The sequence below is a fragment of the Herbaspirillum sp. GW103 genome (assembly GCF_000261365.1).
Classification (GTDB): Bacteria; Pseudomonadota; Gammaproteobacteria; order Burkholderiales; family Burkholderiaceae_D; genus Herbaspirillum.
This window is the reverse complement of sequence record NZ_AJVC01000004.1, coordinates 506,643-532,240: the sequence shown is the minus strand read 5'-3', so window position 1 is coordinate 532,240 and position 25,598 is coordinate 506,643. Positions and strand designations below refer to the sequence as shown.

The 25,598-nt window shown below is 64.3% G+C and carries 32 protein-coding genes; 9 read left to right on the top strand and 23 right to left on the bottom strand.

Translation table 11 applies throughout. The features are described 5' to 3' along the window. Window positions 1–70 precede the first annotated feature (70 nt). Window positions 71–577: a helix-turn-helix domain-containing protein gene (locus GWL_RS14520; protein ID WP_008331484.1), complete on the top strand. Its 507-nt coding sequence runs from the start codon at window positions 71–73 to the stop codon at window positions 575–577. A gap of 7 nt (window positions 578–584) precedes the next feature. Here the strand turns inward: GWL_RS14520 and GWL_RS14515 are convergent, their stop codons facing one another. The 12 genes from GWL_RS14515 to GWL_RS14460 form a co-directional block, all read right to left on the bottom strand. Next, on the bottom strand, window positions 585–1,223 hold the full coding sequence (locus GWL_RS14515) for a riboflavin synthase (protein ID WP_008331483.1): 639 nt from the start codon (window positions 1,221–1,223) through the stop codon (window positions 585–587). A gap of 47 nt (window positions 1,224–1,270) precedes the next feature. Next, complete coding sequence (ribD, locus tag GWL_RS14510; protein WP_008331482.1) at window positions 1,271–2,392, bottom strand: bifunctional diaminohydroxyphosphoribosylaminopyrimidine deaminase/5-amino-6-(5-phosphoribosylamino)uracil reductase RibD; 1,122 nt, start codon at window positions 2,390–2,392, stop codon at window positions 1,271–1,273. 106 nt (window positions 2,393–2,498) lie between these two features. Further along, on the bottom strand, window positions 2,499–2,972 hold the full coding sequence (locus tag GWL_RS14505) for a GspH/FimT family pseudopilin (protein WP_008331481.1): 474 nt from the start codon (window positions 2,970–2,972) through the stop codon (window positions 2,499–2,501). A gap of 4 nt (window positions 2,973–2,976) precedes the next feature. Then, complete coding sequence (locus tag GWL_RS14500; protein ID WP_034350901.1) at window positions 2,977–3,432, bottom strand: type IV pilin protein; 456 nt, start codon at window positions 3,430–3,432, stop codon at window positions 2,977–2,979. 2 nt (window positions 3,433–3,434) lie between these two features. Beyond that, window positions 3,435–4,067 (bottom strand): PilX N-terminal domain-containing pilus assembly protein, encoded by a 633-nt coding sequence (locus tag GWL_RS14495; protein ID WP_008331479.1) that lies wholly within the window; start codon window positions 4,065–4,067, stop codon window positions 3,435–3,437. Continuing rightward, a complete protein-coding gene (locus GWL_RS14490) occupies window positions 4,064–4,945 on the bottom strand; it encodes a PilW family protein (RefSeq protein ID WP_008331474.1) in 882 nt (293 codons plus the stop codon). The genes GWL_RS14495 and GWL_RS14490 overlap by 4 nt, the downstream gene beginning before the upstream one ends. A gap of 32 nt (window positions 4,946–4,977) precedes the next feature. Next, a complete protein-coding gene (pilV, locus tag GWL_RS14485) occupies window positions 4,978–5,493 on the bottom strand; it encodes a type IV pilus modification protein PilV (protein WP_008331472.1) in 516 nt (171 codons plus the stop codon). A 92-nt stretch (window positions 5,494–5,585) separates the two neighbouring features. Beyond that, window positions 5,586–6,203 (bottom strand): DUF924 family protein, encoded by a 618-nt coding sequence (locus GWL_RS14480; RefSeq protein ID WP_008331470.1) that lies wholly within the window; start codon window positions 6,201–6,203, stop codon window positions 5,586–5,588. After that, window positions 6,200–6,421, bottom strand: a complete 222-nt coding sequence (locus GWL_RS14475; RefSeq protein WP_008331468.1) for an RNA-binding S4 domain-containing protein — start codon at window positions 6,419–6,421, stop codon at window positions 6,200–6,202. Before GWL_RS14475 ends, GWL_RS14480 begins: the two co-directional genes overlap by 4 nt. 92 nt (window positions 6,422–6,513) lie before the next feature. After that, window positions 6,514–6,801, bottom strand: coding sequence for a hypothetical protein (locus GWL_RS14470; protein ID WP_008331466.1), 288 nt, complete (start codon window positions 6,799–6,801; stop codon window positions 6,514–6,516). A 14-nt stretch (window positions 6,802–6,815) separates the two neighbouring features. Continuing rightward, window positions 6,816–7,196: an MAPEG family protein gene (locus GWL_RS14465; RefSeq protein ID WP_008331464.1), complete on the bottom strand. Its 381-nt coding sequence runs from the start codon at window positions 7,194–7,196 to the stop codon at window positions 6,816–6,818. Window positions 7,197–7,227: 31 nt separating this feature from the next. Next, the gene (locus GWL_RS14460; protein WP_008331462.1) at window positions 7,228–8,106 is read right to left on the bottom strand and encodes a neutral zinc metallopeptidase; all 879 of its coding nucleotides are present in this window, start codon (window positions 8,104–8,106) and stop codon (window positions 7,228–7,230) included. 240 nt (window positions 8,107–8,346) lie between these two features. Here GWL_RS14460 and GWL_RS14455 point away from each other — a divergent pair, with 240 nt between their 5' ends. Together GWL_RS14455 and GWL_RS14450 are read left to right on the top strand one after the other, a co-directional pair. Next, window positions 8,347–10,812, top strand: coding sequence for an acyl-CoA dehydrogenase (locus tag GWL_RS14455; protein ID WP_008331460.1), 2,466 nt, complete (start codon window positions 8,347–8,349; stop codon window positions 10,810–10,812). A 55-nt stretch (window positions 10,813–10,867) separates the two neighbouring features. Continuing rightward, on the top strand, window positions 10,868–11,368 hold the full coding sequence (locus GWL_RS14450; protein WP_008331457.1) for a nucleoside 2-deoxyribosyltransferase: 501 nt from the start codon (window positions 10,868–10,870) through the stop codon (window positions 11,366–11,368). A 4-nt stretch (window positions 11,369–11,372) separates the two neighbouring features. Here GWL_RS14450 and GWL_RS14445 read toward each other — a convergent pair whose 3' ends face one another. After that, window positions 11,373–11,969: a peroxidase-related enzyme gene (locus tag GWL_RS14445; protein WP_008331456.1), complete on the bottom strand. Its 597-nt coding sequence runs from the start codon at window positions 11,967–11,969 to the stop codon at window positions 11,373–11,375. A gap of 242 nt (window positions 11,970–12,211) precedes the next feature. Between GWL_RS14445 and GWL_RS14440 the strand changes: the two genes are divergently transcribed. Both GWL_RS14440 and GWL_RS14435 read left to right on the top strand, forming a co-directional pair. Beyond that, window positions 12,212–12,838: a PadR family transcriptional regulator gene (locus tag GWL_RS14440; RefSeq protein WP_008331455.1), complete on the top strand. Its 627-nt coding sequence runs from the start codon at window positions 12,212–12,214 to the stop codon at window positions 12,836–12,838. 34 nt (window positions 12,839–12,872) lie between these two features. Then, window positions 12,873–13,199 carry a DUF3861 domain-containing protein gene (locus GWL_RS14435; protein ID WP_008331454.1) on the top strand — a complete coding sequence of 109 codons (327 nt, stop codon included), beginning with the start codon at window positions 12,873–12,875 and terminating at the stop codon, window positions 13,197–13,199. 31 nt (window positions 13,200–13,230) lie between these two features. On the opposite strand, the gene sbcB is transcribed toward GWL_RS14435, so the two are convergent. The 5 genes from sbcB to GWL_RS14410 all read right to left on the bottom strand — a co-directional run bounded on the left by sbcB (window position 13,231) and on the right by GWL_RS14410 (window position 17,276). Next, window positions 13,231–14,667: an exodeoxyribonuclease I gene (gene sbcB / locus GWL_RS14430; protein ID WP_008331452.1), complete on the bottom strand. Its 1,437-nt coding sequence runs from the start codon at window positions 14,665–14,667 to the stop codon at window positions 13,231–13,233. 137 nt (window positions 14,668–14,804) lie between these two features. Beyond that, complete coding sequence (locus GWL_RS14425) at window positions 14,805–15,404, bottom strand: hypothetical protein (RefSeq protein WP_008331449.1); 600 nt, start codon at window positions 15,402–15,404, stop codon at window positions 14,805–14,807. 252 nt (window positions 15,405–15,656) lie between these two features. After that, window positions 15,657–16,226: a DUF3828 domain-containing protein gene (locus tag GWL_RS14420; protein WP_008331446.1), complete on the bottom strand. Its 570-nt coding sequence runs from the start codon at window positions 16,224–16,226 to the stop codon at window positions 15,657–15,659. A 203-nt stretch (window positions 16,227–16,429) separates the two neighbouring features. Further along, window positions 16,430–16,732: an antibiotic biosynthesis monooxygenase gene (locus GWL_RS14415; protein WP_008331444.1), complete on the bottom strand. Its 303-nt coding sequence runs from the start codon at window positions 16,730–16,732 to the stop codon at window positions 16,430–16,432. Between the two features lie 127 nt (window positions 16,733–16,859). Further along, the gene (locus tag GWL_RS14410; protein ID WP_008331443.1) at window positions 16,860–17,276 is read right to left on the bottom strand and encodes a DUF2721 domain-containing protein; all 417 of its coding nucleotides are present in this window, start codon (window positions 17,274–17,276) and stop codon (window positions 16,860–16,862) included. Between the two features lie 300 nt (window positions 17,277–17,576). Between GWL_RS14410 and GWL_RS14405 the strand changes: the two genes are divergently transcribed. The 3 genes from GWL_RS14405 (at window position 17,577) to GWL_RS14395 (ending at window position 20,466) form a co-directional block, all read left to right on the top strand. Further along, window positions 17,577–18,872, top strand: a complete 1,296-nt coding sequence (locus tag GWL_RS14405; RefSeq protein ID WP_008331439.1) for a solute carrier family 23 protein — start codon at window positions 17,577–17,579, stop codon at window positions 18,870–18,872. A 238-nt stretch (window positions 18,873–19,110) separates the two neighbouring features. Further along, a complete protein-coding gene (locus GWL_RS14400; RefSeq protein ID WP_008331436.1) occupies window positions 19,111–19,344 on the top strand; it encodes a hypothetical protein in 234 nt (77 codons plus the stop codon). Between the two features lie 108 nt (window positions 19,345–19,452). Next, on the top strand, window positions 19,453–20,466 hold the full coding sequence (locus GWL_RS14395) for a transporter (RefSeq protein ID WP_008331435.1): 1,014 nt from the start codon (window positions 19,453–19,455) through the stop codon (window positions 20,464–20,466). Between the two features lie 41 nt (window positions 20,467–20,507). On the opposite strand, the gene GWL_RS14390 is transcribed toward GWL_RS14395, so the two are convergent. Both GWL_RS14390 and GWL_RS14385 read right to left on the bottom strand, forming a co-directional pair. After that, window positions 20,508–20,870 (bottom strand): hypothetical protein, encoded by a 363-nt coding sequence (locus GWL_RS14390; protein WP_008331434.1) that lies wholly within the window; start codon window positions 20,868–20,870, stop codon window positions 20,508–20,510. 115 nt (window positions 20,871–20,985) lie between these two features. Beyond that, window positions 20,986–22,737 (bottom strand): glutamine--tRNA ligase/YqeY domain fusion protein, encoded by a 1,752-nt coding sequence (locus tag GWL_RS14385; RefSeq protein ID WP_008331433.1) that lies wholly within the window; start codon window positions 22,735–22,737, stop codon window positions 20,986–20,988. A gap of 268 nt (window positions 22,738–23,005) precedes the next feature. Here GWL_RS14385 and GWL_RS23685 point away from each other — a divergent pair, with 268 nt between their 5' ends. Then, window positions 23,006–23,146: a hypothetical protein gene (locus GWL_RS23685; protein ID WP_008331432.1), complete on the top strand. Its 141-nt coding sequence runs from the start codon at window positions 23,006–23,008 to the stop codon at window positions 23,144–23,146. Window positions 23,147–23,164: 18 nt separating this feature from the next. On the opposite strand, the gene GWL_RS14380 is transcribed toward GWL_RS23685, so the two are convergent. Genes GWL_RS14380 through GWL_RS14370 form a run of 3 tightly spaced genes read right to left on the bottom strand, consistent with a single transcriptional unit; the run spans window position 23,165 to window position 25,497 of the window. Continuing rightward, window positions 23,165–23,965 (bottom strand): LytTR family DNA-binding domain-containing protein, encoded by an 801-nt coding sequence (locus tag GWL_RS14380; RefSeq protein ID WP_008331431.1) that lies wholly within the window; start codon window positions 23,963–23,965, stop codon window positions 23,165–23,167. Window positions 23,966–23,994: 29 nt separating this feature from the next. Beyond that, entirely contained in the window at window positions 23,995–25,137 is a 1,143-nt protein-coding gene (locus GWL_RS14375; RefSeq protein WP_008331430.1) for a sensor histidine kinase, read from the bottom strand. A gap of 48 nt (window positions 25,138–25,185) precedes the next feature. Next, window positions 25,186–25,497 carry a 2TM domain-containing protein gene (locus GWL_RS14370; protein WP_008331429.1) on the bottom strand — a complete coding sequence of 104 codons (312 nt, stop codon included), beginning with the start codon at window positions 25,495–25,497 and terminating at the stop codon, window positions 25,186–25,188. Between the last annotated feature and the right edge of the window lie 101 nt (window positions 25,498–25,598).

Here is a 25,598-nt window from a genome sequence, read left to right as displayed (position 1 = left end):
CGGGGCCGGCCGAAAAGCTTGGTGGGCCGGGCGGCAGACGATGGTAGAGCCAAGCAATGGAGAGCAAGACATGCAGCGCAAGCGTTTTGATGACATGCAGTGCCCGATCGCCCGCTCGCTGGATCGCGTGGGCGAGTGGTGGAGCATCCTGATCTTGCGTGACGCTTTCTACGGGCTCACGCGCTTTGATGAATTCCAGAAGCACCTGGAGATTGCGCCCAACATCCTCACGCGCCGCCTGGCGGGGCTGGTGGAAGAGGGCTTGCTGGAGAAGGTGCTGTATTCGGAACGGCCTCCCCGTTACGAATACCACCTCACGCCGCGCGGCCGGGATTTCCGGCCGGTGCTGCTGGCTCTGCTGCAGTGGGGTAACAGCCATTTCGCGCCGGAAGGGCAGAGCGTGATCCTGACCGACATCGAGACCGGCAAGCAGGCCATCCCGCTGATGGTGGACGCCGAGACCGGCAAGCCCATCACGCCGGCCACGCACATCATTGCCGAAGGTCCGGCGGCCGACGAGAAGATCCGGCGCCGTATTGCCGAGCTGGTGGCCCGGCGGACCGGCAAGCCGGCCTGAGCCCGGCTCAGGCGGAGGGAGTGGTGGGCGAAGCCTGGGCCGAGGACAGCATGCGCTCTACATACCGCGCAATCAGGTCAATCTCCAGATTGACCTTGCTGCCCGCCTTCAGGTGCTTGAGGGTGGTCACTTCCACGGTATGCGGAATCAGGTTGATGGAGAAGCGACAGGCGTCAGCCAGGTCTTCCACGCGGTTGACCGTCAGCGATACGCCATTGACCACGATCGACCCTTTGTAGGCCAGGTACTTGCCCAGGACCTTGGGCGCATCGACGATCAGCTCGCGCGATTCGCCCACCGGCTCGAAGGAATGCACCTGTCCCAGGCCATCGACGTGGCCGGAGACCAGGTGGCCACCGAGGCGCTCGGCCAGGGTCAGGGCCTTTTCCAGGTTGACTTCGCCGGGAACGTCCAGCCCTGCCGTCAGGCGCAGGCTTTCACGGGAGACATCGACGGTGAAGCCGCGCTCGGTCTTCTCCACCACGGTCATGCAGGCGCCATTGAGCGCAATCGAATCACCCAGGCCGACATCGGCCATGGGCAGGGCGCCCGCATCGATGGTCAGCCGAACACCGGCCTCGGGGCCAGCTGCCAAGGGGGTCACGGAGGTGATGGTGCCGACGGCGGCAACGATTCCTGTAAACATGATTCAGTCCTGATACAAAAAATCTGAAATAAAAAGCAAAAAATCACTTACGCGAAACGGGCAAGGATACGCAAATCCGGCCCGACCTGCTTGACCTCGTGGAAGTGGATGCCGATCTTGCCCGACAGGTCTTCCAGCGGCGGCAGCTCGAACATGTTGCGGCCATCGCCGATCAGGGCCGGGGCCAGGTAGACCAGCAGTTCATCCACGCAGCCTGCGCGGATCAGGGCGCCGTTGAGCTTGGCGCCGGCTTCCACATGCAGTTCATTGATCTGCCGCTGCCCCAGTTCGCGCACCAGGCCGGGCAGGTCGACCTTGCCCTCGGCGTTGGCCAGCAGGATCACCTCGGCGCCTTCAGCTTCGAGGGCGGCGCGTTTCTCGCGGTCATCGGTGGCCGTGAAGATCCAGGTATTGCCACCCTGGATGACGCGCGCCTCGGGCGAGACGATCAGCTTGCTGTCGACCACGATGCGGCGCGGCTGGCGCGGGGTGTCGATGGCGCGTACGGTCAGTTGAGCATCGTCTTTCTGGATGGTGCCGATGCCGGCCAGGATGGCGCAGGCGCGGGCGCGCCAGATGTGGCCATCATCGCGGGCGGCCTGGCTGGTGATCCACTGGCTCACGCCATTGTGCAGGGCGGTCTTGCCATCGAGACTGGCGGCGCTCTTCATGCGCACCCAGGGGCGGCCGGTGCGCATGCGATGCAGGAAGCCGATGTTGATCTCGCGCGCCTCTTCTTCCAGCAGGCCGCAGGCCACTTCGATGCCGGCCGCCTGCAGGCGGGCCAGACCCTGTCCGGCTACCAGCGGATTGGGATCGGCGATGGCCGCCACCACGCGCGCCACGCCGGCACGAATGAGTGCATCGGCGCAAGGCGGGGTGCGGCCGAAATGGCTGCAGGGTTCCAGCGTGACATAGACGGTAGCGCCGCGTACGTCAGCACCGCGCGCGGCGGCGTCGGCCATGGCCTGGATCTCGGCATGGTGACCGCCCGGCGGCTGGGTGAAGCCGGCACCGATGATGCGCCGCTCCTTGACGATGACGCAGCCCACGCGTGGATTGGGCGTGGTGTCGAGCATGCCGAAGCCGGCCTGCAGCAAGGCCAGCGCCATGGCTTGCTGGTCATTCTCGATATCGAACTGGTAGAGCGGGTCGGCGGTGGAAGTCATGGTGAGCAAAAACGAAAAAGGCGGCAGGGCCTGCCACGGGCGAGGCCGGATGCCCGTCAATATACACGGCTTTGCGCGATCATCCGCAAGGCTGTCTGCGCCTGCTTCACTCGGTGGCGGCCTGGCTGCACTCGATGTCGATCACCGGATTGCAGATCCGTACCCGACCCAGGAAATTGATCACCACGGCGCGTGAATTCACGCCGCCGCTGAAATACCAGGTGCCGCGCGTGACCGGCTGGCCGTCCGGTTGATAGGCCACCAGCTCGCCGCCGACGGTATAGGCCACGGCGATGCCGGCGTCCAGGGCGGAATGGCGAGCCACCACCTGTTGGCCGACCTGGATCTCCCATCCGCTTTGCCAGTCGCGCCCGTCACGCGGACGCATCTCGGCGCGGCGACCGGCGCGCAGGGCCTCCGAGCGGGTCAGTTGCACGGCGTGGAAGAAATCGCTGCCGGCGGCGGCCAGTTGGTGTTCGCTGGCCAAGTGTCGCAAAGTCGGCAGGCCGACCCCCAGCACCAGGGCGGCAATGAGCAAGGTCACCATCAGCTCGATGAGCGTAAATCCTGTTGCACGCATGGAGTCACCAACACTCCTTGCCGTCAGCGCGGCGGTTGCCCCGGCTGTCGGCCTGCAGCACGCCGCACTGACGATCCTCATAGCCGCTGTTGACGCCACTGCCTCCGGGCGTGGCCGTGACCAGCACGCAGCTGGAGAGATCCTCTTCCTCGCAGGCTCTTGCCGACAGAGCATAGGCGCTGGTCTGCGGGGTGGCACCGGAATACCACTTGAATCCCTGCGCCGCGCTGCCCGGCTGGAATGCCCGGTAGCGGTGCTGGTAGGCATGGTGGCGTTCCTGTTGCAGCAGCACGTGCAGAATGGCGGCGCGTCCTTCGGCGCGGCCGGCTTTCTGGACGATATGGCGGTAGCCATTCCAGCCCAGTGCGGCCAGCAGGATGACGATGGCCAGGCTGACCAGGATTTCCAGCAGGGTGAAGCCGCGTGGCGGCAAGGGAGGGGCGAGCAGGGGGACAGACATGTTCATTCCGTTAAAGTCAGATAGAGAGGACGCCAGGCCCGCAGCGGACAACTGGCAGGAGCGCTGGCCGGCCGGGCTGGCAAACGCACCAGTGCCTGCAGGGCCAGGATGGCGCCATGCCGGCCATAGCCGACGGCACTGAGACGATAGAGCGGGGTGGACGCCTGTTCCTGTGCAAGCCGGCCCGCAGTCTTGTGGTCCACCGGTGCCAGCCGTTCGATCAGATAGCGCGGTATCGGTACGCCGGGCAGGGCGCGGAACTGGCGTCCGGTGAATTGCCCGTAGGTAGCCGAGATTGCCCGGGGGCCGTGCAGCTGGGCCGGCTCCCAGCCGGCATGTTCGGGCTGGCCGACGCACAGGCCGGCACCGGCGGCATCGGTGCGGCAGGCGCGCGCCGCGCCAAACTCCTCGGGATCGATGTGGCGGTGGTAGCGCAGGTCATCGCAGGCATCCTCCAGCGCCGCCTGGGCCGCCAGTCTGGCCTGGGCATGTTCGCGATGATTGCGCGCGCCGCGTTCCTCCAGCAGGAGCAGCGAGGTGGTGGCCACACCCAGCAGCATGATCACGCTCAGCAGCATGAGCGTGATCATCAGGGTGGCACCGTGCTGATGGTCGGGGCGCGTCGCAATCTTCATTGGCGGAGCTCCGCAACCACCAGGTTGCGCAACATCACGGTGCCCTGGAACACCGCACGGCGCCGCTGTTCCTGGCCCGATTCGATGACGCGCCAGGCGGGATCGGAGCGGCGCGCGGGGAGGAAGAGGTCGTAAGCGCGCGCCTCGCTATCCTGCGGCGCAGGGCGTCGCTGCAGACCGCGCACCAGCAGCGCGATACGCACCAGCACGACGCGGTTCCAGGCATCGGCAGGCATGGATGAGGCGTCCAGCCAGCGGTCGGGACGGCCATCGTCGTCGCTGTCGATGGCGTAGCGCAACTGCATGGCTTCCACGCCACGGGCGATGGCATCGGAGGTCCAGGCACCGTTCTTGCCCTGGTAGCGGCAGCGCAGCTCGGGTTCATCGCCGGTGCCGGGGGCGATGAAATAGATGACCCAGTGGCGTGCGGCTTCTTCAAGCGGCTTCACCGGGGCCGGCGCGCCGCTGCAATGGCTGAGCTGGGCATGGCTGCCGCGCGGGGCGCCGAAGAAGCCCAGCATCAGCAGGTCGCTGCGGTTGACGCCATCGCCGGTACTGCTGCCGAAGCGTCCTGCGGCCGGATCGAGTGCATCGGCCTGGCGGCTGTCATCCAGGCCGCGCAGGCCCGCCAGCAGGGCCGGCGGCGCGCCCTCGGGGAGACTCTCCACAGGCAGATGGCCAGCCTGGCGCAACACCTGCTGCAGGTGATCCAGGGCCACCCGGCCAGTCTCCTCGACGCGTCCGGCGTCATCCATCTCCTGATAGGCTGTGCGCGCCTGCTGCAGCAGGGTGCCGGCAACCAGCACCACCAGCAGGCCGACGGCCAGCGCGATCATCAGTTCGACCAGCGTCAGCCCGGCTTCCTGCAGGCGCCGCATTCGGATCGGGAGGGACAGACGGGACAGCATCGTCAATGTCCCAGGATCAGGCTCAACAGCGGTGTCGTGCCACCGGCAGCGGGACTGCCCGTAGCGAGGCGGCGCCAGGCCATTTTCAGGACCACCGGACTGTGCTCCAGTGCGTCGCAGCGCCAGTCTTCCGGCGCTGCGCGCTGGCCGTCACGGCAGACCGTGACACGGACATGGGGGAAGTCGCGTACCAGCCTGCCACTCCAGTCGGCCAGGCTGGCCAGGGCGAAATCAGTCGGGCTGCAGGCGGCCTGTTCGCAATCGGCAGGGGCGCTGAGCGGTTTGCCGGTGGTGAGCGAAAACAGTAGCGCATCGGATGGGGCGGTGCCAGCCGGCAAGGCCGCGCGCAGTTCGGCCAGTTCTTGCGCCATCAGCGTGGCGCGCGCATGCAGGCTGCTGTCGCGGCTGCTGCGCAGCGCATGCAGTTGCAGCATGGCGATGGCCAGGGCACCAGTGCCGATGACCAGCATGGCCACCAGTACTTCCATCATCGAAAAACCACGGGAGCGACCACGCATGGGAAATCCTGCAAGGGAAAGCCCGCGAGTCTAGGGAAAAAGAAAACGCCGCTCCAGCAAAAGCCCGAATCAGTCTGCCGCCATCGAAAACTTCAGAAGGAAGAGCCCGGTTGCTTTAGGAATTCGACTTCCTCCGGCGTGCTGTCACGCCCCAGGATGCGATTGCGATGCGGAAAGCGACCGAAACGTTTGATCACGGCATGGTGACGTCGCGCATAGTCGGCATAACCGTCAAAGCTCGGCCTGTCCTCGCCGCTGGCGGCCTTGGCCAGGCTGCCCATGAGTTGCACCACATACTCCTGGTCGTCCAGGTCTTCGGCATGTTCCAGCGGCAGGTAGACGAAGACCCGGGCCAGCGGCGGCAAGGCGGCGTCCAGTCCCATGGCCAGCGCCAGGTGGCTGCACTGGCGCGCCAGCGCATCGAAGGCGAAGGCCTGGGGGGTATCGCGGTAGATATTGCGCGGCATCTGGTCCAGCAACAGGATCAGGGCCAGCATGCTGCGCGGGGATTCGGTCCAGTCGTCGAGCTGGTTGGCGGCTGCCTGCTGCACCAGCGGTTCGAAGCGGGTGCGGCATTGGGCGTCGATGTCGGGGTTCTTGCTCCACCAGAGCTTCTTCTGGCGTTCGGCCACCTGATGCGCGGGGAGCTGCTCCCACTCGGGACCGAACCAGAAGTCCAGTAGCGCGTCGACGCCGGCGTGCGGGCTCATTCGGCCAGCACCGTGATCTGCACGTCGCCCAGCGTGACTTTCTGGCCGGCGGTGATCTTGCAGGTCTTGCGGGTTTCCTGCTTGCCGTCGACCTTGACCTGGCCGTCGGCCACCAGCTGCTTGCCGGCGCCCCCGCTGTCGCACAGGCCGCAGAGTTTGAGCAATTGGTTGAGCTCGACGTAGGGATGGCCTTGCAGCGGGAAGGTGATCTTTTGCATGTGCTTTCTTTCGGAAACCCCGGTCACGACAGGTGGCAAGGGGGAGCGGTACGGTACGCCCGGCGCGGCTATTTGTCCAGTCGCGCAGGTGTTCAGGCGGCGTTTTCCAACGTCTGCTGCGCCTTGTCCAGCCAGGTGGCGAGGCTGTCGGTGAGATCCTTCTGGCTGAAGGAGCAGCTTTCCTCGGTGAAGAGGCTGCCGGCTTCGAGTCGCGCCAGCAGGTCTTCGGCGACCTGGCGATAGCGGGCGGGCAGGGCGCTCATCACCTCTTCCTGGGCGCGCCAGGTGCTGCACAGGGTGGCGATGTCGCCACGCCCTGCGCGCAGGGCGTCCAGGGCATCGCGCATGAGGGGCAGTCGGGAGGCGGCGGGGTGGTTCATCGAGGGCTCCTCTCTCAGGCACGCGCAGCGATGACGAACAGCGCGATCACGCTCAGATAGCCGATGATCCACACCGCCGAACGGGCCGAGGGTTTGTCCGCCAGGTACAGCACCGTGTAGAGGAGGCGGGCGGCGATGAAGACCAGTGCGGCGATGTCGATCTGCCCTTGCGGCGCGCCCACTTGCTGCGCCACCAGCACGGCGGCGGCGAAGAAGGGGAAGGCCTCGAAATGGTTGCGATGCGCATAGTCGGCACGGCGGCGCACGCCGGTCTGCTTGTCCAGCCAGGCGCGCGGTTCGGCATTGTCGAAGTCGCGTCGGCCATACTTGGCCACGGCGATGGTGAGGACCGGCATCAGGCCGGCCACCAGGATGCACCAGTAGGATAGGGTCATGCCTTGCGTCTCCTTGTTGTGAAATCAGAGGTCAGAGGTCCTTGGCAGCGAAGGTGTTGCAGGCGCTGACCTTGCCTTGGGCAATGCCGCGCTTGAACCAGCTCACGCGCTGCGCCGAACTGCCATGGGTGAAGGAGTCCGGTACGACCACGCCGCGCGCCTGGCGTTGCAGGGCATCGTCGCCGATGGCCGAGGCGGCATGCAGGGCGTCTTCGATATCGCCTTCTTCGAGAATGTGGCGGGCCTGGTTGGCATGATAGGCCCAGACTCCGGCAAAGCAGTCGGCCTGCAACTCCAGTCGCACCGACATGGCATTGGCCTGCTTCTCGCTGGCATTGCGGCGGGCCGCATCGACCTTGTCGGAAATGCCCATCAGGTGTTGCACGTGGTGCCCCACTTCATGCGCGATCACATAGGCCTGCGCGAAATTGCCGGAGACCTTGAAACGCTGCTTCATCAGTTCATAGAAGGACAGGTCGATATAGACCTTCTGGTCACCGGGACAGTAGAAGGGACCGGTGGCGGTCTGGCCGGTGCCGCAGGCGGTGGGCGTACTGCCGGAGAAGAGCACCAGCTTGGGTCGTACATACTGCTTGCCGTTGTTGGCGAAGATCTGACCCCAGGTGTCTTCGGTATCGGCCAGTACGGTAGAGACAAAGCGCGCCATCTGGTCATTGGGCGCAGGCTTGTGGGCCGGTGCCTGCTGCTGCACCGGTGCCGGCGAGCCGCCGGAGAGCAGGTTGAGCATGGTCAGCGGATTGATGCCCAGGAAATAGGACGCCACCAGCGCCACCGCTATCGTGCCCAGCCCGATGGAACGTCCGCCGAAGCCAAAGCCGCCGCCCCCGCCGCCATCCTCGCCACGGCGATCTTCCACGTTGTCGCTTTCGCGATTGCCTTCCCATTTCATGATGTGTTCTCCGCTGCTGCACGCTGCAATGCCGGGATTGTAATGGATGGCATGGGCGGCGGCTTGTCCGGCGTTGTCTGACCGGGGCAGGCTGCACTGTCCGATTGCGCCGGATGAGCTGGCGCGATAGGGTGAGGCGACCGGCTAGCGGGATGTCGGCTTGGCGCTGCCGGCATTCGGTGCCACACTGTGTCACGGCCTGCACCCCTCATCCGCAATGACAACAGCACAGGAGGCGACATGATCATCTGGCTCATTCTTCTCATCGCCAGCGCACTGGCCCTCATGATGATGCGCGCGGGCGCCTGGATCTGGCTGGTGGCCGAGGCTGTCCTGATCTGGCTGGGCGCGCGCCTGGCCGGTATTGAATTGCCGGTGCTGGTGCTGCTGGCCATCCTTTTCTTTACGCCGACGCTGCTGGTGGCCATCAAGTCCGTGCGTCAGTCGCTGATGACGCGCCCGGCACTGGACCTGTTCCGCAAGATCATGCCCGGCATGTCAGCCACCGAGCGCGATGCCATCGAGGCCGGCACCGTCTGGTGGGATGCCGAGCTGTTCTCGGGCAAGCCGGACTGGAAGCGCCTCTTCGAGCTGCCCGCACCGCGCCTGACGCCGGAAGAACAGAGTTTCCTCGACAACGAGGTCGAGCAGTTGTGTGCCATGGTCAGCGACTGGGAGACCAGCGTGAAGACCCAGGACCTGCCGCCCGAAGCCTGGCAGTTCATCAAGGACAAGGGTTTTCTGGGCATGATCATTGCGCGTCAATATGGCGGCAAGCAGTTCTCGGCCTATGCGCATTCGCAGGTGGTGATGAAGCTGGCCTCGCGCAGTTCGGCGGCGGCCATCGCGGTGATGGTGCCCAATTCGCTGGGCCCGGCGGAGTTGCTGCTGCATTACGGGACCGAGGCCCAGAAGAATCATTACCTGCCGCGCCTGGCCCAGGGCCTGGAAATTCCCTGCTTCGCGCTGACCAGTCCCTATGCGGGCTCGGATGCGGCGGCCATTCCGGATGTGGGCATCGTCTGCAAGGGCGAGCATGAGGGGCGCGAAACCCTGGGCTTCCGGGTGACCTGGAGCAAGCGCTACATCACCCTGGCACCGATTGCGACCGTGCTGGGCCTGGCCTTTCGCGTGCGTGATCCGGACGGACTGCTGGGCAGCAATGCCGAGCCGGGCATTACCTGCGCCCTGATTCCGACCGCTCATCCGGGCGTGATCACCGGACGTCGCCACTGGCCGCTCAATGCCGTCTTCCAGAACGGGCCGACCGAGGGGCGCGATGTCTTCATTCCGATGCAATGGGTGATCGGCGGTGCCGAGCAGGTCGGACGCGGCTGGCGCATGTTGATGGAATGTCTGGCGGCAGGGCGGGCGATTTCTCTGCCTTCCTCCAGCGTCGGCTTCTCCAAGCTGGCCGTGCGCGGTACCAGTGCCTACACCGCCATGCGACGCCAGTTCAAGATCGAGATCGGCAAGTTCGAAGGCGTGCAGGAAGCCCTGGCGCGCATGGGCGGGCATCTCTACATGATGGATGCCACGCGCCGCTTGTCGGCACTGGCGGTGGATGCCGGCGAGAAGCCTTCGGTCATCTCGGCCATTTCCAAGTACCACGTCACCGAGCGCGGGCGCATGGTGGTCAATGACGGCATGGACGTGATCGGCGGCAAGGGCATCTGCATGGGGCCGGGCAATTTCCTGGCGCGGGTGTACCAGCAGGTACCCATTGCCATCACGGTGGAGGGCGCCAATATCCTGACGCGCTGCCTGATCATCTTCGGCCAGGGGGCCATCCGCTGTCATCCCTATGTGTTGCAGGAACTGGCCACCGCTGCTGACGAGGACCGCGAACGCGCCGTGCAGGAATTTGACCGGCTGCTCTTCGCCCACCTTTCCTTCGTCGCGGCCAATGCGGCGCGCAGCTTCGTGGGCGGCATCAGCCGTGGCTGGCTGCTGCCTTCCTCAAGTCATGCGACAGGCGCCACGCGAAGCTACTTCCGCGCGGTGGTGCATCTGTCCTCGGCCTTTGCGTTGCTCACCGATGTGAGCATGGGCGTACTGGGCGGCACCCTCAAGTTCCGTGAACGGATGTCGGCACGGCTGGGCGATGTGGTCTCGCAGCTCTATCTCGTCTCTGCGGTACTCAAACGCTTCGAGGACGAGGGCCGGCAGGAGGAGGATCTGCCCTACGTGGACTGGTCGGTGCAGGATGCGCTGCATCGCGCCCAGGAAGCCATCATCGAGGTCTTGCACAACTTTCCCAATCCGGTCATCGCGCTGCTCTTGCGGGTGCTGATCTTCCCGCTTGGCCGGCCCTACCGCCAGCCCTCGGACGTGCTGGGCACACGCGTGGCCAAGGCCATGCAGACGCCGGGCGAGAGCCGCAACCGGCTGGTGGCCGATGTCTATGTCCCGCGCGATGGTGACCCGCTGGCCTGCGGCGAGAAGGCCTTCATGCTCACGCCGGTGGTGCAGCAACTGGAGCATAGACTCAAGGCCGACATCAAGGAGGGCAAGCTGCCGCCGATGCCGCAGAGCCTGCTGGAAGTCCCGGCCTGGAGTGGGCTGGCGCTGGAACGCCAGCTGATCTCGCAGCAGGAGAAGGACGCGCTTGATGCCTTTGCCCGCTATGGCGACCAGAGCGTGCAGGTCGATGACTTCGGCGCAGATTTCGATCGCGCGGAGATTGTGGCGCAACTGCGTTCATGAGGAGATGAAGGTTTGCGTTATCCTGCCGGTTCCCGCGTATTCCACAGGATCAACCATGACCCCGCAGCCCCGCATCTACCTGGCCGGCCCCGATGTCTTCCAGCGCGATTATGCGCAGCACAAACTGCAGATCAAGCAGTGGTGCGCCGAACTCGGGCTGGTCGCCCTGTGCCCCGGTGACGACGAGGTCAGCGGCGACAGCAAGGCCGAGGTGGCGCGCCGCATCTACCAGATCAATGTGGCCCTGATCGACTCCGCGGATTACGTGGTGGCCAATGTCTGCGATTTTCGCGGGCATGAACCCGACTCGGGCACGGTCTTCGAGATCGGATACGCCGTCGGGCGCGGCAAGAAGGTGTGGTGTTACAACACGCCGGCGCAGGACCTGCTGCATCAGGTGCCGCAAGCCGAACCGGGTTACTGCCGCGCAGGCATGCTGATCGAGGATTTCGGACTGCCGCGCAATCTCATGCTGGCGCATGCCGCCGAACTGGTGCAGGACGGTCTGCACGCCTGCCTGCAACGGGTGGCGCGCTGGCACGGCGGCCAGCGCTGATGCTTCATTGCGGGCTCAGGCGTCCCATCAGATAGAACTCTTCATTGGGCCGCATGCTGGTCACGTTGGCCAGCCGGTTCGACATGCCGAAGAAGGCCGCGATGGCGGCCATGTCCCAGGCGTCTTCCTCTTCCCAGCCATGCGCCTTGAGCGTGGCGAAATCCTCATCATTCACAGCCCCGGCGCTGGCCGAGACCTTCATGGCGAAGTCCAGCATGGCCTTCTGTCGCGCGCTGATGTCGGCCTTGCGGTAGTTGATGGCGACCTGGTCGGCCAGCAGCGGATCTTTGGCGCGGATGCGCAGGATCGCCCCATGGGCCACGACACAATACTGGCACTGGTTGGCGTTGCTGGTAGCCACCACGATCATCTCGCGCTCGGCCTTGGTGAGCCCGCCGGGTTTGTCCATCAAGGCATCGTGATAGGCGAAGAAGGCGCGGAATTCATCCGGCCGATGCGCCAGTACCAGAAACACGTTGGGGATGAATCCGGACTTTTCCTGCACGGCCAGGATGCGGCTGCGGATATCCTCCGGCAGCGTATGAAGATCGGGGATGGGGAAGCGGCCAATGGGCGCATTGGGGGTGGTGGCTTGGGGCATGCGTGTCTCCTTGTTCATTTGTTGTGGGTGTGGTGTCAAGACCTTAGCACTTCTGGCCCGCAGCTAATGTCGCCGGACTGACGGTGAAGCTTTTTGCTTCATATTGCCCTCAGAATACTTTTTTGAAAATATTATTAAGATATATCTTGAAATGCAGATGATTAAGATATATCTTGGCTATATCGATCGACACGCAGCGTGCGTCAGTCGCTGCATTGGCAACCTGACAAGAAGGAAACACCATGTTCAAGCATTTATTTCATCAACCCGGCCAACCGGGCCACGGCCCCAAGCACCAGCGTCACGACCGTGGGCATCATGGCGGCGGCCTGTTCGAAGACGGCGAGCCGCGCGGTCCGCGTGGCCATCATGGCCCCGGCGGCCGTGAAGGCGGCGGACGCGGCGCGCGCATGTTCGAGCAGGGCGCCTTGCGCATCGTGATGCTGCATCTGCTGCAGGAAAAGCCGCGCCACGGCTACGACATGATCAAGGCCATCGAGCAGCTGGTGGGCGGTGGCTACAGCCCCAGCCCTGGCGTGATCTACCCGACCCTGACCCTGCTGGAAGAAATGGGCCATGCCTCGGTGCAGGGCGAGGAAGGCGGCAAGAAGCTCTACACCCTCAGCGCCGAGGGCCGAGCCTATCTGGAAGAACAGGAAAACGCCGAGCTGCTGCAGCAGGTGCTGCGCAAGTTCGAGCTGCGCCGCCAGGAACGTCCCGACGCCGATTCGCCCGAACTGCGCCGCGCCGTGCAGAACTTCCGCATGGCCCTGCATACGCGCCTGGCCAAGGGCAAGCTGGCCAAGGAAGAACTGCATGCCATCATCGACATCATCGACCGCGCCGCCGTGGCGGTGGAGCGGGTCTGAGCCGGCGGTTTCAGAATTTGGAAAGGAACTTCATATGAGAGAACGTCGCTACCGCATCACCCTTGAGCACCTGGCTACGGCCTCGGAGGGACAGCCCTTGCACGCACCCCTGAGTTTCGAGGCGGGCAACCATGACGATCTCTTCACTATCGTCTCCCGCCTGCGTGGCAACGGGCAATTCGACAGTGACACCAGCGCGCAGCTGGCGCTGGGCTTGAAGCTGTTCGGGGAAGTGATCCTCAAGAACCGCAAGCATCCGCTGTTCGAGGAGATCGGCCCAGCCTTGCGCGACTTCATCATGAAGCTGAAGTCGCAGGGCAAGGCCGCCGGCGCAGCGCAGGGCGAACCTGCCGCCGAATAAGAGTCAAGAGGCGCGCCTGCGGGCCTGCTGCTTACTGATTGGCCGGCGCAATCATCTCCGCATAGTCATACAGCGCAGCGAGGATGTCCTGGGTGCGCTCGTCATCCGCCTCTTCCTGCAACTGGTCGATCTGCTCGAACAGCTGCGCGACGGTGCGTGCACCACCGGCACCCTCGAACAGGCGTGCGGCACGGTGTTCTTCCCAGTGCTGTGCTTCCTCGGGACTCAAGGTCTCGGGGAAGTTGCGGGCGCGATAGCGGAACAGGATTTCATTCAATCGCCTGTCATCGAAGGCCACGCTGGCACCAGCCAGTGCCTGCCCCGGCAGGGCGCGCAGCTGCGTGAGCTGGCGGCGGTCAGCGTTGCCGATGAAACCGCCGTACAAATCTTCATCCACGTCCACCGGCCCTTCCTGCTCGCGCTGGTAGACCTCGCGCCACAGCGGACTCAAATCGGGCAGGGCGGCGGCTTTTTCGGCGTGGCGCAGGGCTGCGTCCACATCGATGTTCAATTGGCCGGCGCGTTCGGCGGAGAGCGTCTTGAGACTACCCACCACCATCGGCGACTTGTTCAGGTGAATGCTCTTGACCGGCAGTCGGGTCATGCCCTCCGGCAGTTCATCACGCCGGGTGAACATGCGTTCGCGCACTGTGGCCGCATCCATGCCCGCCAGTTCGCCGGGGTCATGGCCGAGATCCCAGGCGATCACTTCATTCTTGTTGGTCGGGTGCATGCCCAGCGGCCACATCAGGGCCAGGCAGCCATTGGCCACGGGGAACATGCCCGACACATGCAGGAAGGGTCTGGCCGCCGGCAAGCCGATTTCGGCAGCCGCCTTGTCCTTCTTGTGCAAGGCCAGGGCGAAGTCGAACAGGCGCGGGTTGTGCTGGCGGATCAGGCGCGCCAGCGCGATGGTGGCGCGCACATCGGAGAGTGCGTCGTGTGCGGCTTCGTGGGCCAGGCCATTGGCCTTGGAGAGGTGCTCCAGCTTGAAGCTGACGCTGCCGTCTTCCTTGGTTGGCCACTGGATGCCCTCCGGACGCAGCGCATAGGTCAGCCGCACCACGTCCAGCAAATCCCAGCGGCCGCAGCCGTTGGCCCATTCGCGGGCATAGGGATCGATCAGGTTGCGCCAGAACATGAAGCGTGTGACTTCATCATCGAAACGAATGGTGTTGTAACCCACGCCGATGGTGCCGGGTTCTCCGAGCGCCTGCTCGATGCGGGCCGCAAATTCGTGTTCGGCCATGCCGTGTTCCAGACAGTGCTGCGGCGTGATGCCGGTGATCAGGCAGGACACCGGGTCGGGCAGGTAGTCCGGGGCCGGCTTGCAGTAGATCATGATGGGTTCGCCGATCTCGTTGAGCTCGGCATCGGTACGCACGGCGGCAAACTGCGCAGGCCGGTCGCGGCGCGGCACGGCGCCAAAGGTTTCGTAGTCGTGCCAGAGGAAGGTGTGATTGGACATCGCAGCGGGCTTCTGAGGGAATCGCGCGATTATAGAGCCTTGTGTCGCCCTTGCCTGCATGCAGAACGGCAGGGCGCGGGGCGAAGTCGGGTTCTTGGAGGCGCCGCAGCGCCACAGCGGCCGTTACCGGCCCGGGCTCATTTCTCCGGGGCGGCAGGCGTGGCGGGGGCCAGCGGTACCATCGGCGCCATCGGCGCGGCGTCGCGCTGCAAGACCTTGCGCAGGGCATCCTGTAACGTGCCGCTGCGCATGGGCGCATTGCCACCGGCGTACTCGATGTTGTCGATGACCCAGCCGCGGGCATCACGGGCCAGCATGAGCTTGTCGGTCCATTTGACCGGGGATTGCAGTTTGGCGTCGCTGAAGATCAGCTCCACGGCACAAGTGGCCTCGCGCTCCTGCGCTTCGCAGCGGACCACCCGGAAGGTGGAGGCACCATTCGGATTGCCCGTCAACAAATCCCCTTGCACCAGCGGCGGCAAAGGCTCGGCATCAGGATCGGCCGTCTGCTCGGCTGTCGACTGCGCCACGCGGGCCTCCTGGGCCACCGAGACATCCTTCAACAGGTCGAACAGCGGCACCGACAGGAAACGGCGAAAGGTAATCAGTTCCCTGAGCGTCAGCGCGCCCGAGGGACGGTTCGAAGCATGGGTCTGGTAGAACTCCGTGACCAGTTCCTTGGCCTTGCCCTCTTCATTGGCCGAGCAGGCTGCAAGCAGCAGGCTGGTGGCGACCATGAGTGTCTTACCGATCCGCTTCAATCCGATTCTCCCTGGGCCAGGCGCAGGATGGCGCTGGCGTGTTGTTTCGTGGTGCTATGGTCATTTTGCTATTTTTGGCGTGCCCTTGCGCAGTCAGCCAGGCGGGCGCAAGCCGCCCAGCATGCCAGAGCCATATCTTAAGCGTCCGGTCGCAACAGGAAGGCCGGGAACACATTGCCAAAAGGCCGCCAATTCCGCCGCCGGGGTGCGACGGCGAGCCGCCTCGGCTCATTGGGCCTGGTCGATGGCGTCGTTGAGGTTGTCGCTGAGGTATTCGCGCTGGGAGGACTGGTCGTTGCCGATGAACTCGATATCGTCGATGCGCCACTGGTGTTCCTGGCGCACCAGCAGGATCTTGTCGTTCCAGGACTCGTCGGCACCCTCGTTCTGGTAGCGGAAGGCGACCTGGCAGGAGGCGCGGTCGGTATCGCTGTCGCAGGACTGCACTTCAAAGGAGGTGGCGCCTTCGTAGAGCGAGGTGAACAGGTCGCCCTCGATGAGGGGCGCGGCCTGCGGGCCGGCCACGCTGTGATAGCGCACGTCGGCGGCTTCGGCCCGGGTCAGCAGGGCGTAGAGGGCGCGGCTGACCAGCGGCTCGAACTGCTTGAGTTCCTCGGCCGAGGGCAGGCCGGGGGCGCGGTTCTTGAGGTGGATACGGTAGAAGTTGCCGATCACCTCGGCCTGCTGCCGTTCGTCACCGCTGAAGTTGTTGCAGCCGGACAGGGCCAGCAGCATGCCCAGTGCACAGGCACCGGCGCGCAGATGGCGTGGGGTGGGTAAGCGGAGCAGTGTGGTCATTCTGGTGTTCCTGCGCACGGTGCAGACCGGCGCTGTTGTCATGGCGGCGCATCATCGGTATGCGGCCTGCGGGGGCGGCTCTTTGGGCCGGCCCCCGGGCCTGCCCCTTAGTCAAGGGCAGGCCGGAAAACGTTCCGCAGCACCGGGTCGGGTGGCGCAGCGGGTATCCGGTGGGCGATGGGCGCGCCCGGCGCGCACCGGTCTTACGCGGATTCGGTCAGCAGTGCGAAGTGCTCCACCTGCGGGGCACCGGCGAAGAAGGGGCCGACGATGCCGCGCCATTCGGTGAAGGCGGGCGATTCACGGAAATCCACGGTATGGTTTTCCAGGGTGGCCCAGTACACCATGAGCAGGTAGCGCTCGGGCGATTCGATGCCTTTTTGGACCTTGTGGCCGAGATAGCCGCGGGCCTTGCTGATGGTTTGCGCCAGGCCGCGCTGGATGGCTTCGTCGAATTCTGCTTGCTTGCCGGGTTGGATGCGGATGTCCGCCAGTTCCAGGATCATGTGGGTCTCCAGTGCATAGTCGAGGGATGCCCGAGGACGGCCATCTACGAGGCCGGCCGGGCGCTCGATTATTACATGTTCGTCCGATGCCGGCTTTCAATGGAATCGTGCCATGAATGAAAAGCTTTCATTGGACGGGGAGGCTCCCTTTTTCCAGCTTCTGGGCCATGTCTTCCAGGGTGATCTCGATGGCGCGCGTGCTGATCATGATTTCCCACAGCGACACCAGCAATGACAGCACCAGCAGCATCAGGCTCAGGCCGAACAGCACCTCGGCCCAGTGATTGCGATCCACGAAGATCAGGTACATCGAGATGGCGCACATGATGAAGCTGGACACGCCCAGGGCCTGCATGTAGCGGGTCAGCACGATGCGTTTGCGCAGATTGAGGATCTGCCGGATCACCAGCCCGCGTTCATCGTTCTGTCCCTGGTGCTGCAGGTTGCGGATCAGCTGCGCCAGCACCAGGAAGCGGTTGGTATAGGCCAGCAGCAACAGCGAGGTCGCGGGGAACAGCAGGGCAGGGGTGGTGAGGTTGATCATTGACATGGCAGGGAACAATCGGGGACGTGATTCTAACCGCTCCCGAGGCGCAAGAAACATGCCCGGGAAAGGTCGCCGGCGTTTGCGCAAACGGGCGATCTGTTTTGGGGCGTCAGGGTGGTGCAGGCGCGCTTTTTGCACCGCCGGGCAGCAGCGCGCCGGGGCGGCCGAAATCTTTTACGGATTTATTTTTGCGGGGCAGCGCCGCAGCAATTGTTATTTGTGCGGTCGCTCAATACACTAGCCCCCGTTCCACATCCACGTACAAATCAAAACAAATCCACAACGAAAGGGATCTCCATGTCGGGTTCGTATTTCCCCCAATGGCGGCTGCGCCAAAGCACCAACGACGGCCAGGGCGCCGTGATCGCCGCCGATGAGCGGCTGCCTGCACCGCAGACGCTGGCCATGGGCGTGCAGCACGTGGTGGCCATGTTCGGCTCGACCGTGCTGGCCCCGCTGCTCATGGGCTTCGATCCCAACCTGGCGATCCTGATGTCGGGCATCGGCACCCTGCTGTTCTTCCTGATGGTCGGCGGTCGGGTGCCGAGCTACCTGGGGTCGAGCTTTTCCTTCATCGGACTGGTCATCGCCGTGACCGGTTATGCCGGCTCCGGTCCCAACGCCAACCTCGGCGTGGCGCTGGGCGGCATCATCGCCTGCGGTGCGGTCTATGCCGTGATCGGGCTGATCGTCTCGGGCGTGGGCACGCGCTGGATCGAATCCCTGATGCCCCCGGTAGTGACCGGTGCGGTGGTGGCGGTGATCGGCCTGAACCTGGCCCCCATCGCCGTCAAGGGCGTCTCCGGCAGCAGTTTCGACAGCTGGATGGCGCTGGCCACCATCCTCTGCGTGGGCTTCGTGGCAGTCTTTACGCGCGGCATGCTGCAGCGCCTGTTGATCCTCATCGGCCTGCTGCTGGCCTATGTGCTCTACGCGGTACTGACCAACGGCATGGGCCTGGGCAAACCGATCGACTTTTCCACCGTGGCCAATGCCGCCTGGTTCGGTCTGCCGCACTTTGCCGCACCGGTCTTCCAGGGCAGCGCCATGGCATTGCTGGCACCGGTGGCCATCATCCTGGTGGCCGAGAACCTGGGCCACATCAAGGCCGTCTCGGCCATGACCGGCCAGAACCTGGACCGCTACATCGGTCGCGCCTTCATCGGCGACGGCCTGGCCACCATGCTCTCGGGCAGCGTGGGCGGCACCGGCGTGACCACCTATGCCGAGAATATCGGCGTGATGGCCGTCACCAAGATCTATTCCACCCTGGTCTTCGTGGTGGCGGCGGTGATCGCCATCCTGCTGGGCTTCTCGCCCAAGTTCGGCGCGGTCATCCTGACCATTCCTGGCGCGGTGCTGGGCGGCGTGTCGATCGTGGTGTTCGGTCTCATCACCGTATCGGGCGCCCGCATCTGGGTCGAGAACAAGGTCGATTTCTCCAACAATACCAACCTGATCGTGGCCGCCGTCACGCTGGTGCTGGGCGCAGGCGACTTCACCCTGAAGATGGGCGGCTTCGCCCTGGGCGGCATCGGCACCGCTACCTTCGGTGCCATCATCCTGCACGCCCTGCTCAAGCGTCGCGGATGATTTCATCCTGACAAGGCGTTCATGCAGCACACCGGGGCTGGTCATGGTGACCGGCCCTTTTTGTTCTACCATGAGGTGAGGAAAGTGAAGATTTCCGTTGAGCAATCCTCGACGGCTGTCTATACTTTGTCGCGTTGCAGCGCAGCGCTGCCGCCACGGCCCCGGGGAAGGGCCGGTCGGGGGCGCATCTCGGCGCTGCCTGTCGCGGGCCTGGCCCGCCTTTCAGGGGAACCACCGCATGAAATCCGCCCTCCGCCTGCCAGCGCTGCTGTGCATCGCCCTGCCGTTGCTGTCGGCCTGTGACGCCGTGGCCGGCAAGAAGGATTACGCCTATTTCCGCAAGAACATCGAGGAGGCCAAGTCGGTCTCCGACCAGTGCCAGTTGAATGGCACCTCCGGCATGAACGAAGACCAGATCCGGGTCTGCGGTGCGGCCCGCGAGGCCTGGGGCAACCGCAACTTCAACTACTGAGCCGGGGCGGCCGTGCACGGGGTGTCACGGCCCTGTCACAAATCTGTCAAAGACGGTCGCTAGAATGCGGGGTCTCATGCCTTCCGCCCATTCCTGACCTGGCCGCTCATGCACAATCCGCCGGACACCCCGCAAGCACTGCACCTGCTCTACGAACCGGCCGGATTCATCTGCGCCTTCCGATTCGAGGAGGGCCGGGCGCGCCAGATGAACTGGAATGAAGTGGTCGACTATCACCCCAGCGCACCGGATTTCGCCTGGCTGCACGTCAAGACCGCCGATGTGAAGATCCAGCAATGGATGGCGCATCACAGCGACATTCCCGAGTACATCACCGAATTCCTGCTCAGCAGCGATACCCATCCGGGCCTGCACGCCACGCCCGAGGGGGTGTATGGCACGCTGACCGATATGAAGATGGAGATCGGCGACACCGGGACCGAAAAGGGGGCACTGCATTTCTATCTGGACCGTACCCGCTTGTTGACCTTGCGCACCCAGCCGCTTCTGTCGACCAACCTGCTGCGTCAGAAGGTGCTGGACGGCGGTGACTTCGACAATCCCATGGACCTGTTCGCCGAGCTGCTGCGTTGCCTGGCCGATGGCTTCAATGCACGTCTGGACAAGCTCAATGACAAGGTGGACGACATCGAATTCTCGGTGCTCTCGGATCGCCGTTCCGAAGACCGCGCCGAGCTCTCCGGCATCCGCCGCCAACTGGCCGAGCTGCGTCGCTTCATCGCACCGGAGCGGCGCATCCTGGCCCAGTTTCAGCGCCTGCGTCCAGGCTGGGTGCCGCGCGAGGCACTGGAAGACCTGACCCATGCTCTGGATGAACTCAACGAACTGCACTCCACCGTGGAGGCTGTCTATGAACGCGCCAAGCTGCTGCAGGAAGAGATCGCCTCGCAGATGTCGGAGCAGATGAACCGCAACCTGATGGCGCTGTCGGTCCTGACGGCGCTCTTGATGCCGGCCACGCTGGTGTCGGGGATCTTCGGGATGAACGTGGCAGGTTTGCCGGGCCTGCATGATGAGGCTTCGTTCTGGATCGTGATGAGCGTCATGGGCGGCCTCGGTGTGGCCACCGTGGCCTTCCTCAAGTGGATGAAGATCTTCTGAGTGCCCCGCGCTCAGTGGCGCTCAGTGGTGCTTGGTGGCAGTCAGTCGCGGGTGGCCATGGCTTCTTCGCTCTCGCGGATCAGCTGGTCGATGTCCAGGTTGTCCACCGCCTCCACCTTCAGTGACAGCGGGCGCCACAGCGAATACAGCCACAGCCCGATGCAGCACAGGGTGCCCAGGAAGAGCGTGATGAAGGCCGAGAGGAACAGGCCGATGAAGGGCGAGGCGATCAGGCCGTCATAACCGATCAGGTGCTTGCCATCCCAGGTGATGGTTTGTGCGCCGAACAGCGAGAGCACACCCATCAGCGTTGAAAACGGTACCAGCGAGAAGCTGGTACCGAGGGCCAGCAGTTTGTAGATGGATGACATCGACAAGCGCTGGATCTTGATCTGCTCGAACATGAGTTCCCCTAGCTCTGCCGGTGGCCCTGGCCACCCGGCTGCGCCATCCCGTTGGCGCGGACGACTGGCGCGCTGCCGCCCGCGTGGCCTTGCGGCCGTCTTCCCCTGATTGTGCTTACTTGCCCCAGCTGTCCTTGAGCGTGACGGCCCGGTTGAAGATCGGCTGGCCCCCGGTCGAATCGACGCGGTCGGCCACGAAGTAGCCGTGGCGTTCGAACTGGTAGATGTCGCCGGGTTGGGCGGTCTTCAGGGTCGGCTCCAGGTAGGCGGTGATGACTTCCTTGGAGTTCGGATTCAAGGCCGCCAGGAAATCCTTGCCGCCGGCATCCGGATGCGGGTCCGAGAACAGGCGGTCGTACAGACGCACTTCGGTGGCCAAGGCGTGTTCGGCGCTGACCCAGTGCAGGTTGCCCTTGACCTTGTAGTTGGAACTGCCTTCGGTGCCGCTCTTGCTGTCTTCGAAGTAGTTGCAGTGCACGGCGATGACGTTGCCGTGCTCATCCTTGTCGCAGCCAGTGCATTCGACCACGTAGCCGTAGCGCAGGCGCACCTTGTTGCCGGGGAAGAGGCGGAAATAACCCTTGGTCGGTTCTTCCATGAAGTCTTCGCGCTCGATCCACAGTTCGCGGGTGATGGGGAAGTGGCGGTGCGCGGTGTCGTGTTCCGGATGCGCGGGCGGATAGACCGGAGCGCTGCAATCGATGGACACGCCTTCGGGGAAGTTGTCGATGATCAGTTTCAAGGGACGCAGCACGGCCACTGCACGCGGGGCCTTGGGATCAAGGTCTTCGCGCAGCGCGCCTTCGAGCACGCTGAAGTCGATCCAGCTGTTGTTCTTGGAGGCGCCGGTGCGGTCGCACATCAGACGGATCGCTTCGGGCGTGTAGCCACGGCGACGCAGGCCGACGATGGTGGGCATGCGCGGGTCGTCCCAGCCGGAGACGATCTTTTCATCCACCAGCTGGCGCAGCTTGCGCTTGCTGGTGATGATGTAGGTCAGATTGAGGCGCGCGAATTCATATTGATGCGGCAGCGGCTTCTTGAAGAAGCCTTCCTCGGCCAGGTGTTCCAGCAGCCAGTCGTAGAACGGGCGCTGGTCTTCGAATTCCAGGGTGCAGATGGAGTGCGAGATGTTTTCCAGCGCATCTTCGATCGGGTGCGCGAAGGTGTACATCGGATAGACGCGCCACTTGTCGCCGGTATTGTGGTGGGTGGCATGGCGGATGCGGTAGATGGCCGGATCGCGCAGGTTCATGTTGGGGCTGGCCATGTCGATCTTGGCACGCAGGATCATGGAGCCATCCGGATGCTTGCCGTCACGCATTTCCTCGAACAGGCGCAGCGATTCTTCCACCGGACGGTCGCGCCACGGCGAATCCTTGCCGGGTTCGGTCAGGGTGCCGCGGTTCTCGCGCATCTGTTCGGCGTTCTGCTCGTCCACGTAGGCCAGGCCCTTGCGGATGAGCGCCTGGGCGCAGGCGTACATGACGTCGAAATAGTTGCTGGCGTAGTACAGGTGCGACTTGCCTTCATGCTCCCAGGAGAAACCCAGCCACTTGACCGAGTCCAGGATGGTGTCGACGTATTCCTGTTCTTCCTTCTCGGGATTGGTGTCGTCGAAGCGCATGTGGCAGCGGCCGGCATAGTCTGCCGCCAGGCCGAAGTTCAGGCAGATCGACTTGGCGTGGCCGATGTGCAGGTAGCCGTTGGGCTCGGGCGGAAAACGGGTCACCACCTGCGGCAGGGCCTGGCCATCCTGGCTGCTGCGCTGGGCATAGGTGCCCGAGACCAGGTCGGATTCGATGATGCCGCGCAGGAAATTGGTGGAGGGGGCAGGGGGATGACCGTTTTTCAGTTCGTTGCTCATGAGATGAATCGGGAGGAATGCCTGTTTATTCAGATGGCAGGCATTCTACCGCAGCTACCCAGGTTCCACGGGCTTTGCCGCCGTTGCGGCAGGTTTTTTTGCCCGTCGACAACGCGCCTTGGAGGCGATATGAAGGTTTTTACCTGTTCTTGTTACACAAGATACGCCCATGTATTACCTGTGAGGGGGCGCGGCTGGCACTCTGCCAGCGTGACCAGGCATCAGCCGGGCGCAGTGAACAAAAACGCCAAAACACAAGGAGTGCATCATGAGCCGTTGGATCAAGCTGATCGTCGCCGCCGCCGTGGCCGCTGCCACGTTGTCGGCCTGCGTGGTGGTGCCGGTGGGCCCGCCGCAGCCGCATTACTACCGTCCTTATTACGGCCCCGGGTATTACTACGGACGCTGATGGTTGAGCCAGGAGCGGCTACATCTGCCTGAACAGATAGGCGAACAGGCGGCTGACCGCCAGTTTTTCCGGGCGGTCGCGCAGCTGCACGAAGAGCTTGCCGCTCTCTTCCCGCACCGCCGCCTGAATCTGCCGGACCTGCACCACGGTGCCGCGATGGATCTGCCAGAACTGGCGGGCATCGAGTTGCGGGATCAATTCCCGCAGGCTGGAGCGGATCAGCGCGCTCCCCTCGGCGCTGACCACATTGACGTATTTGTCGGTGGCCTCGAAATAGATCACTTCGTCTACCGGGATCAACTTCACCTTGTTGCCGACTGCGGCGCGGATGTAGTCCAGTCGCGGCGGTGTCGGCTCGGCCACTGGCGCGGCCAGGGCACGCAGTTGCGCCAGGGCGCTTTCCAGCTGGCTATCCTGGTCGCTGGCGGCGCGCCGGGCCAGCAAGCCTTGCAGGCGCGCGACAGTGAGCGCCAGGCGCTCCTGACTGACTGGTTTGAGCAAATAATCGATGGCGGCGCGCTCGAAGGCTTGCAGGGCGTAATCGTCGTAGGCCGTGACGAAGACGATGAGCGGGAAGGGACGGCCTGCAGGCCATTCTTCGGCCAGTTCGCCGGCCACCTCCAATCCGCTGCGACCGGGCATCCTGATATCCAGGAACAGCACATCCGGCAGCAGTGCCAGCGCCCGCTCGAGCGCTTCGTCCCCATTGGCCGCCAGATGCGGTGCCGGCAGTTCCGGCCAGCAGCGCGCCAGGGCCTGGCGCAGTGCGTTGGCCAGCAGGGGTTCGTCTTCGGCGATCAGGGCAATGGGATGGGCCATATCGGACTCCGACAAAAACGGCAGGGGACTCAGCGATCCAGCAGGCGGCTGCTCTTGCTGCTGCGATGGGCCGCCTTGAGGGCCTTGAGCGGGATGGTGATCTGCGCCATTGCGCCGGCCGGCACGTTGTGGGTGATGATCAGTTCAGCCAGCGGACCGTAGAGCGTGGCCAGGCGCTCGCGGATGTTGTCCAGCCCGAAGTGCATGCCGATCACCGGTTCCTTCTGCGCGGGCGGCTGGTTCAGGCTGATGCTGGTGGGCAGGCCCACGCCGGTGTCGAGCACGCTCAGCACCAGCATGTCGTTGTGGACCGCCGCGCGCACGGTGCAGTTGCCGCCTTCCACCTTGGGTTCCAGGCCATGCTTGATGGCGTTCTCCACCAGCGGCTGCAGCAGCATCGGCGCCAGGCGCAGGCGGCCCAGGTGTTCCGGCAGCTGCAGGGTATAGGTCAGGCGCAGACCCATGCGCAGCGACATCAATCCCAGGTAGGCCTTGATGAGGTCGAATTCCTTTTGCAGTGAAGTGCTGTCGGCGCGTGAAGCCGACAAGGTCGTGCGCAGGTATTGGACCAGCTGGTTCAACATCAGCTCGGCCTGCAACGGGTCGGTGCTGATGAGCGACTGCAGCGTGGCCAGCGTGTTGAAGAGCATGTGCGGCTCGATCTGGGCCTGCAGCATCTGCAATTGCGCCTGCACGGCCTGCTTTTCGACCTGGCTGGCGTGGGCTTGCAGGGCGGCCATCTTCTGGCGGTTCCAGAAGAAGACGGTGGCGCCGAAGCAGACCAGGAAGGTCAGCACCATCACCGCGATGATGTTGTCGCTGTGCTCCGGTACCAGGCTCAGGATGGGCTGGTCCAGCAATACGCTGGCCAGCAGGCGTCCCAGCAGCACCGCCAGCGGGGCCATGACCGCGATGATCGCCAGAAAGCCCAGCTTGTTGGGCTCGCCATCGCCCCAGATGGCCAGGCGCGTGCCGTTGATGAGCAGCATGGCCAGCAGGCCGATGCACATCGACACTTGCAGGTTTTCATAGAAGCTGCCGCCGATGCGCATCAGGTAGGTCACGGCCAGTGCACACAGCAGGTTGATCACCAGCGTGGGCAGCAGGGACAGTGCCAGCTCGCGCAGCAGGACGGTCAGGCGGGGCGGGATCGATGTATCGTGTCGGGTCATGCAGTTTTCGGTGATGAGGCAAACAAGCTGCCCGGCGCACCGGGCCTGTCAACGTCGGCGTAGTTCACGGGCGATCATCGCCTGTTTCCAGCCGGCGGGAAAGCGCCCGAATACGCGCAAGGCGTGGAATAGTACCCCGATTCCCCAGCCAAGGAGAGGCCCCAGGCTCCACCAGTGGGCGCGCGGCCCCATGAGGTCGAGCAGCATCAGCGCTGCATTGACGCTCAGGTAGATGCCCAGGTGGTAGAAAAAGCCGACCTGACGTGCCACGCGGCGCTCGGCGCGGGCGTAGTCGCAGGGGGTGGCGCCCGGGGCGCAAGTCTTGTCGCCGGGCAGGGGGGAGGGAGCAGTCTCGTGCATGATGGCCTCGCAGCAGGTGGATCAAGGATGCGGCAAGAATGCACCGTCGCGGCGCCGCCGGCGAGCACCTTGCGACCAAGGGCGGGTTGGCTGGCCTGAAG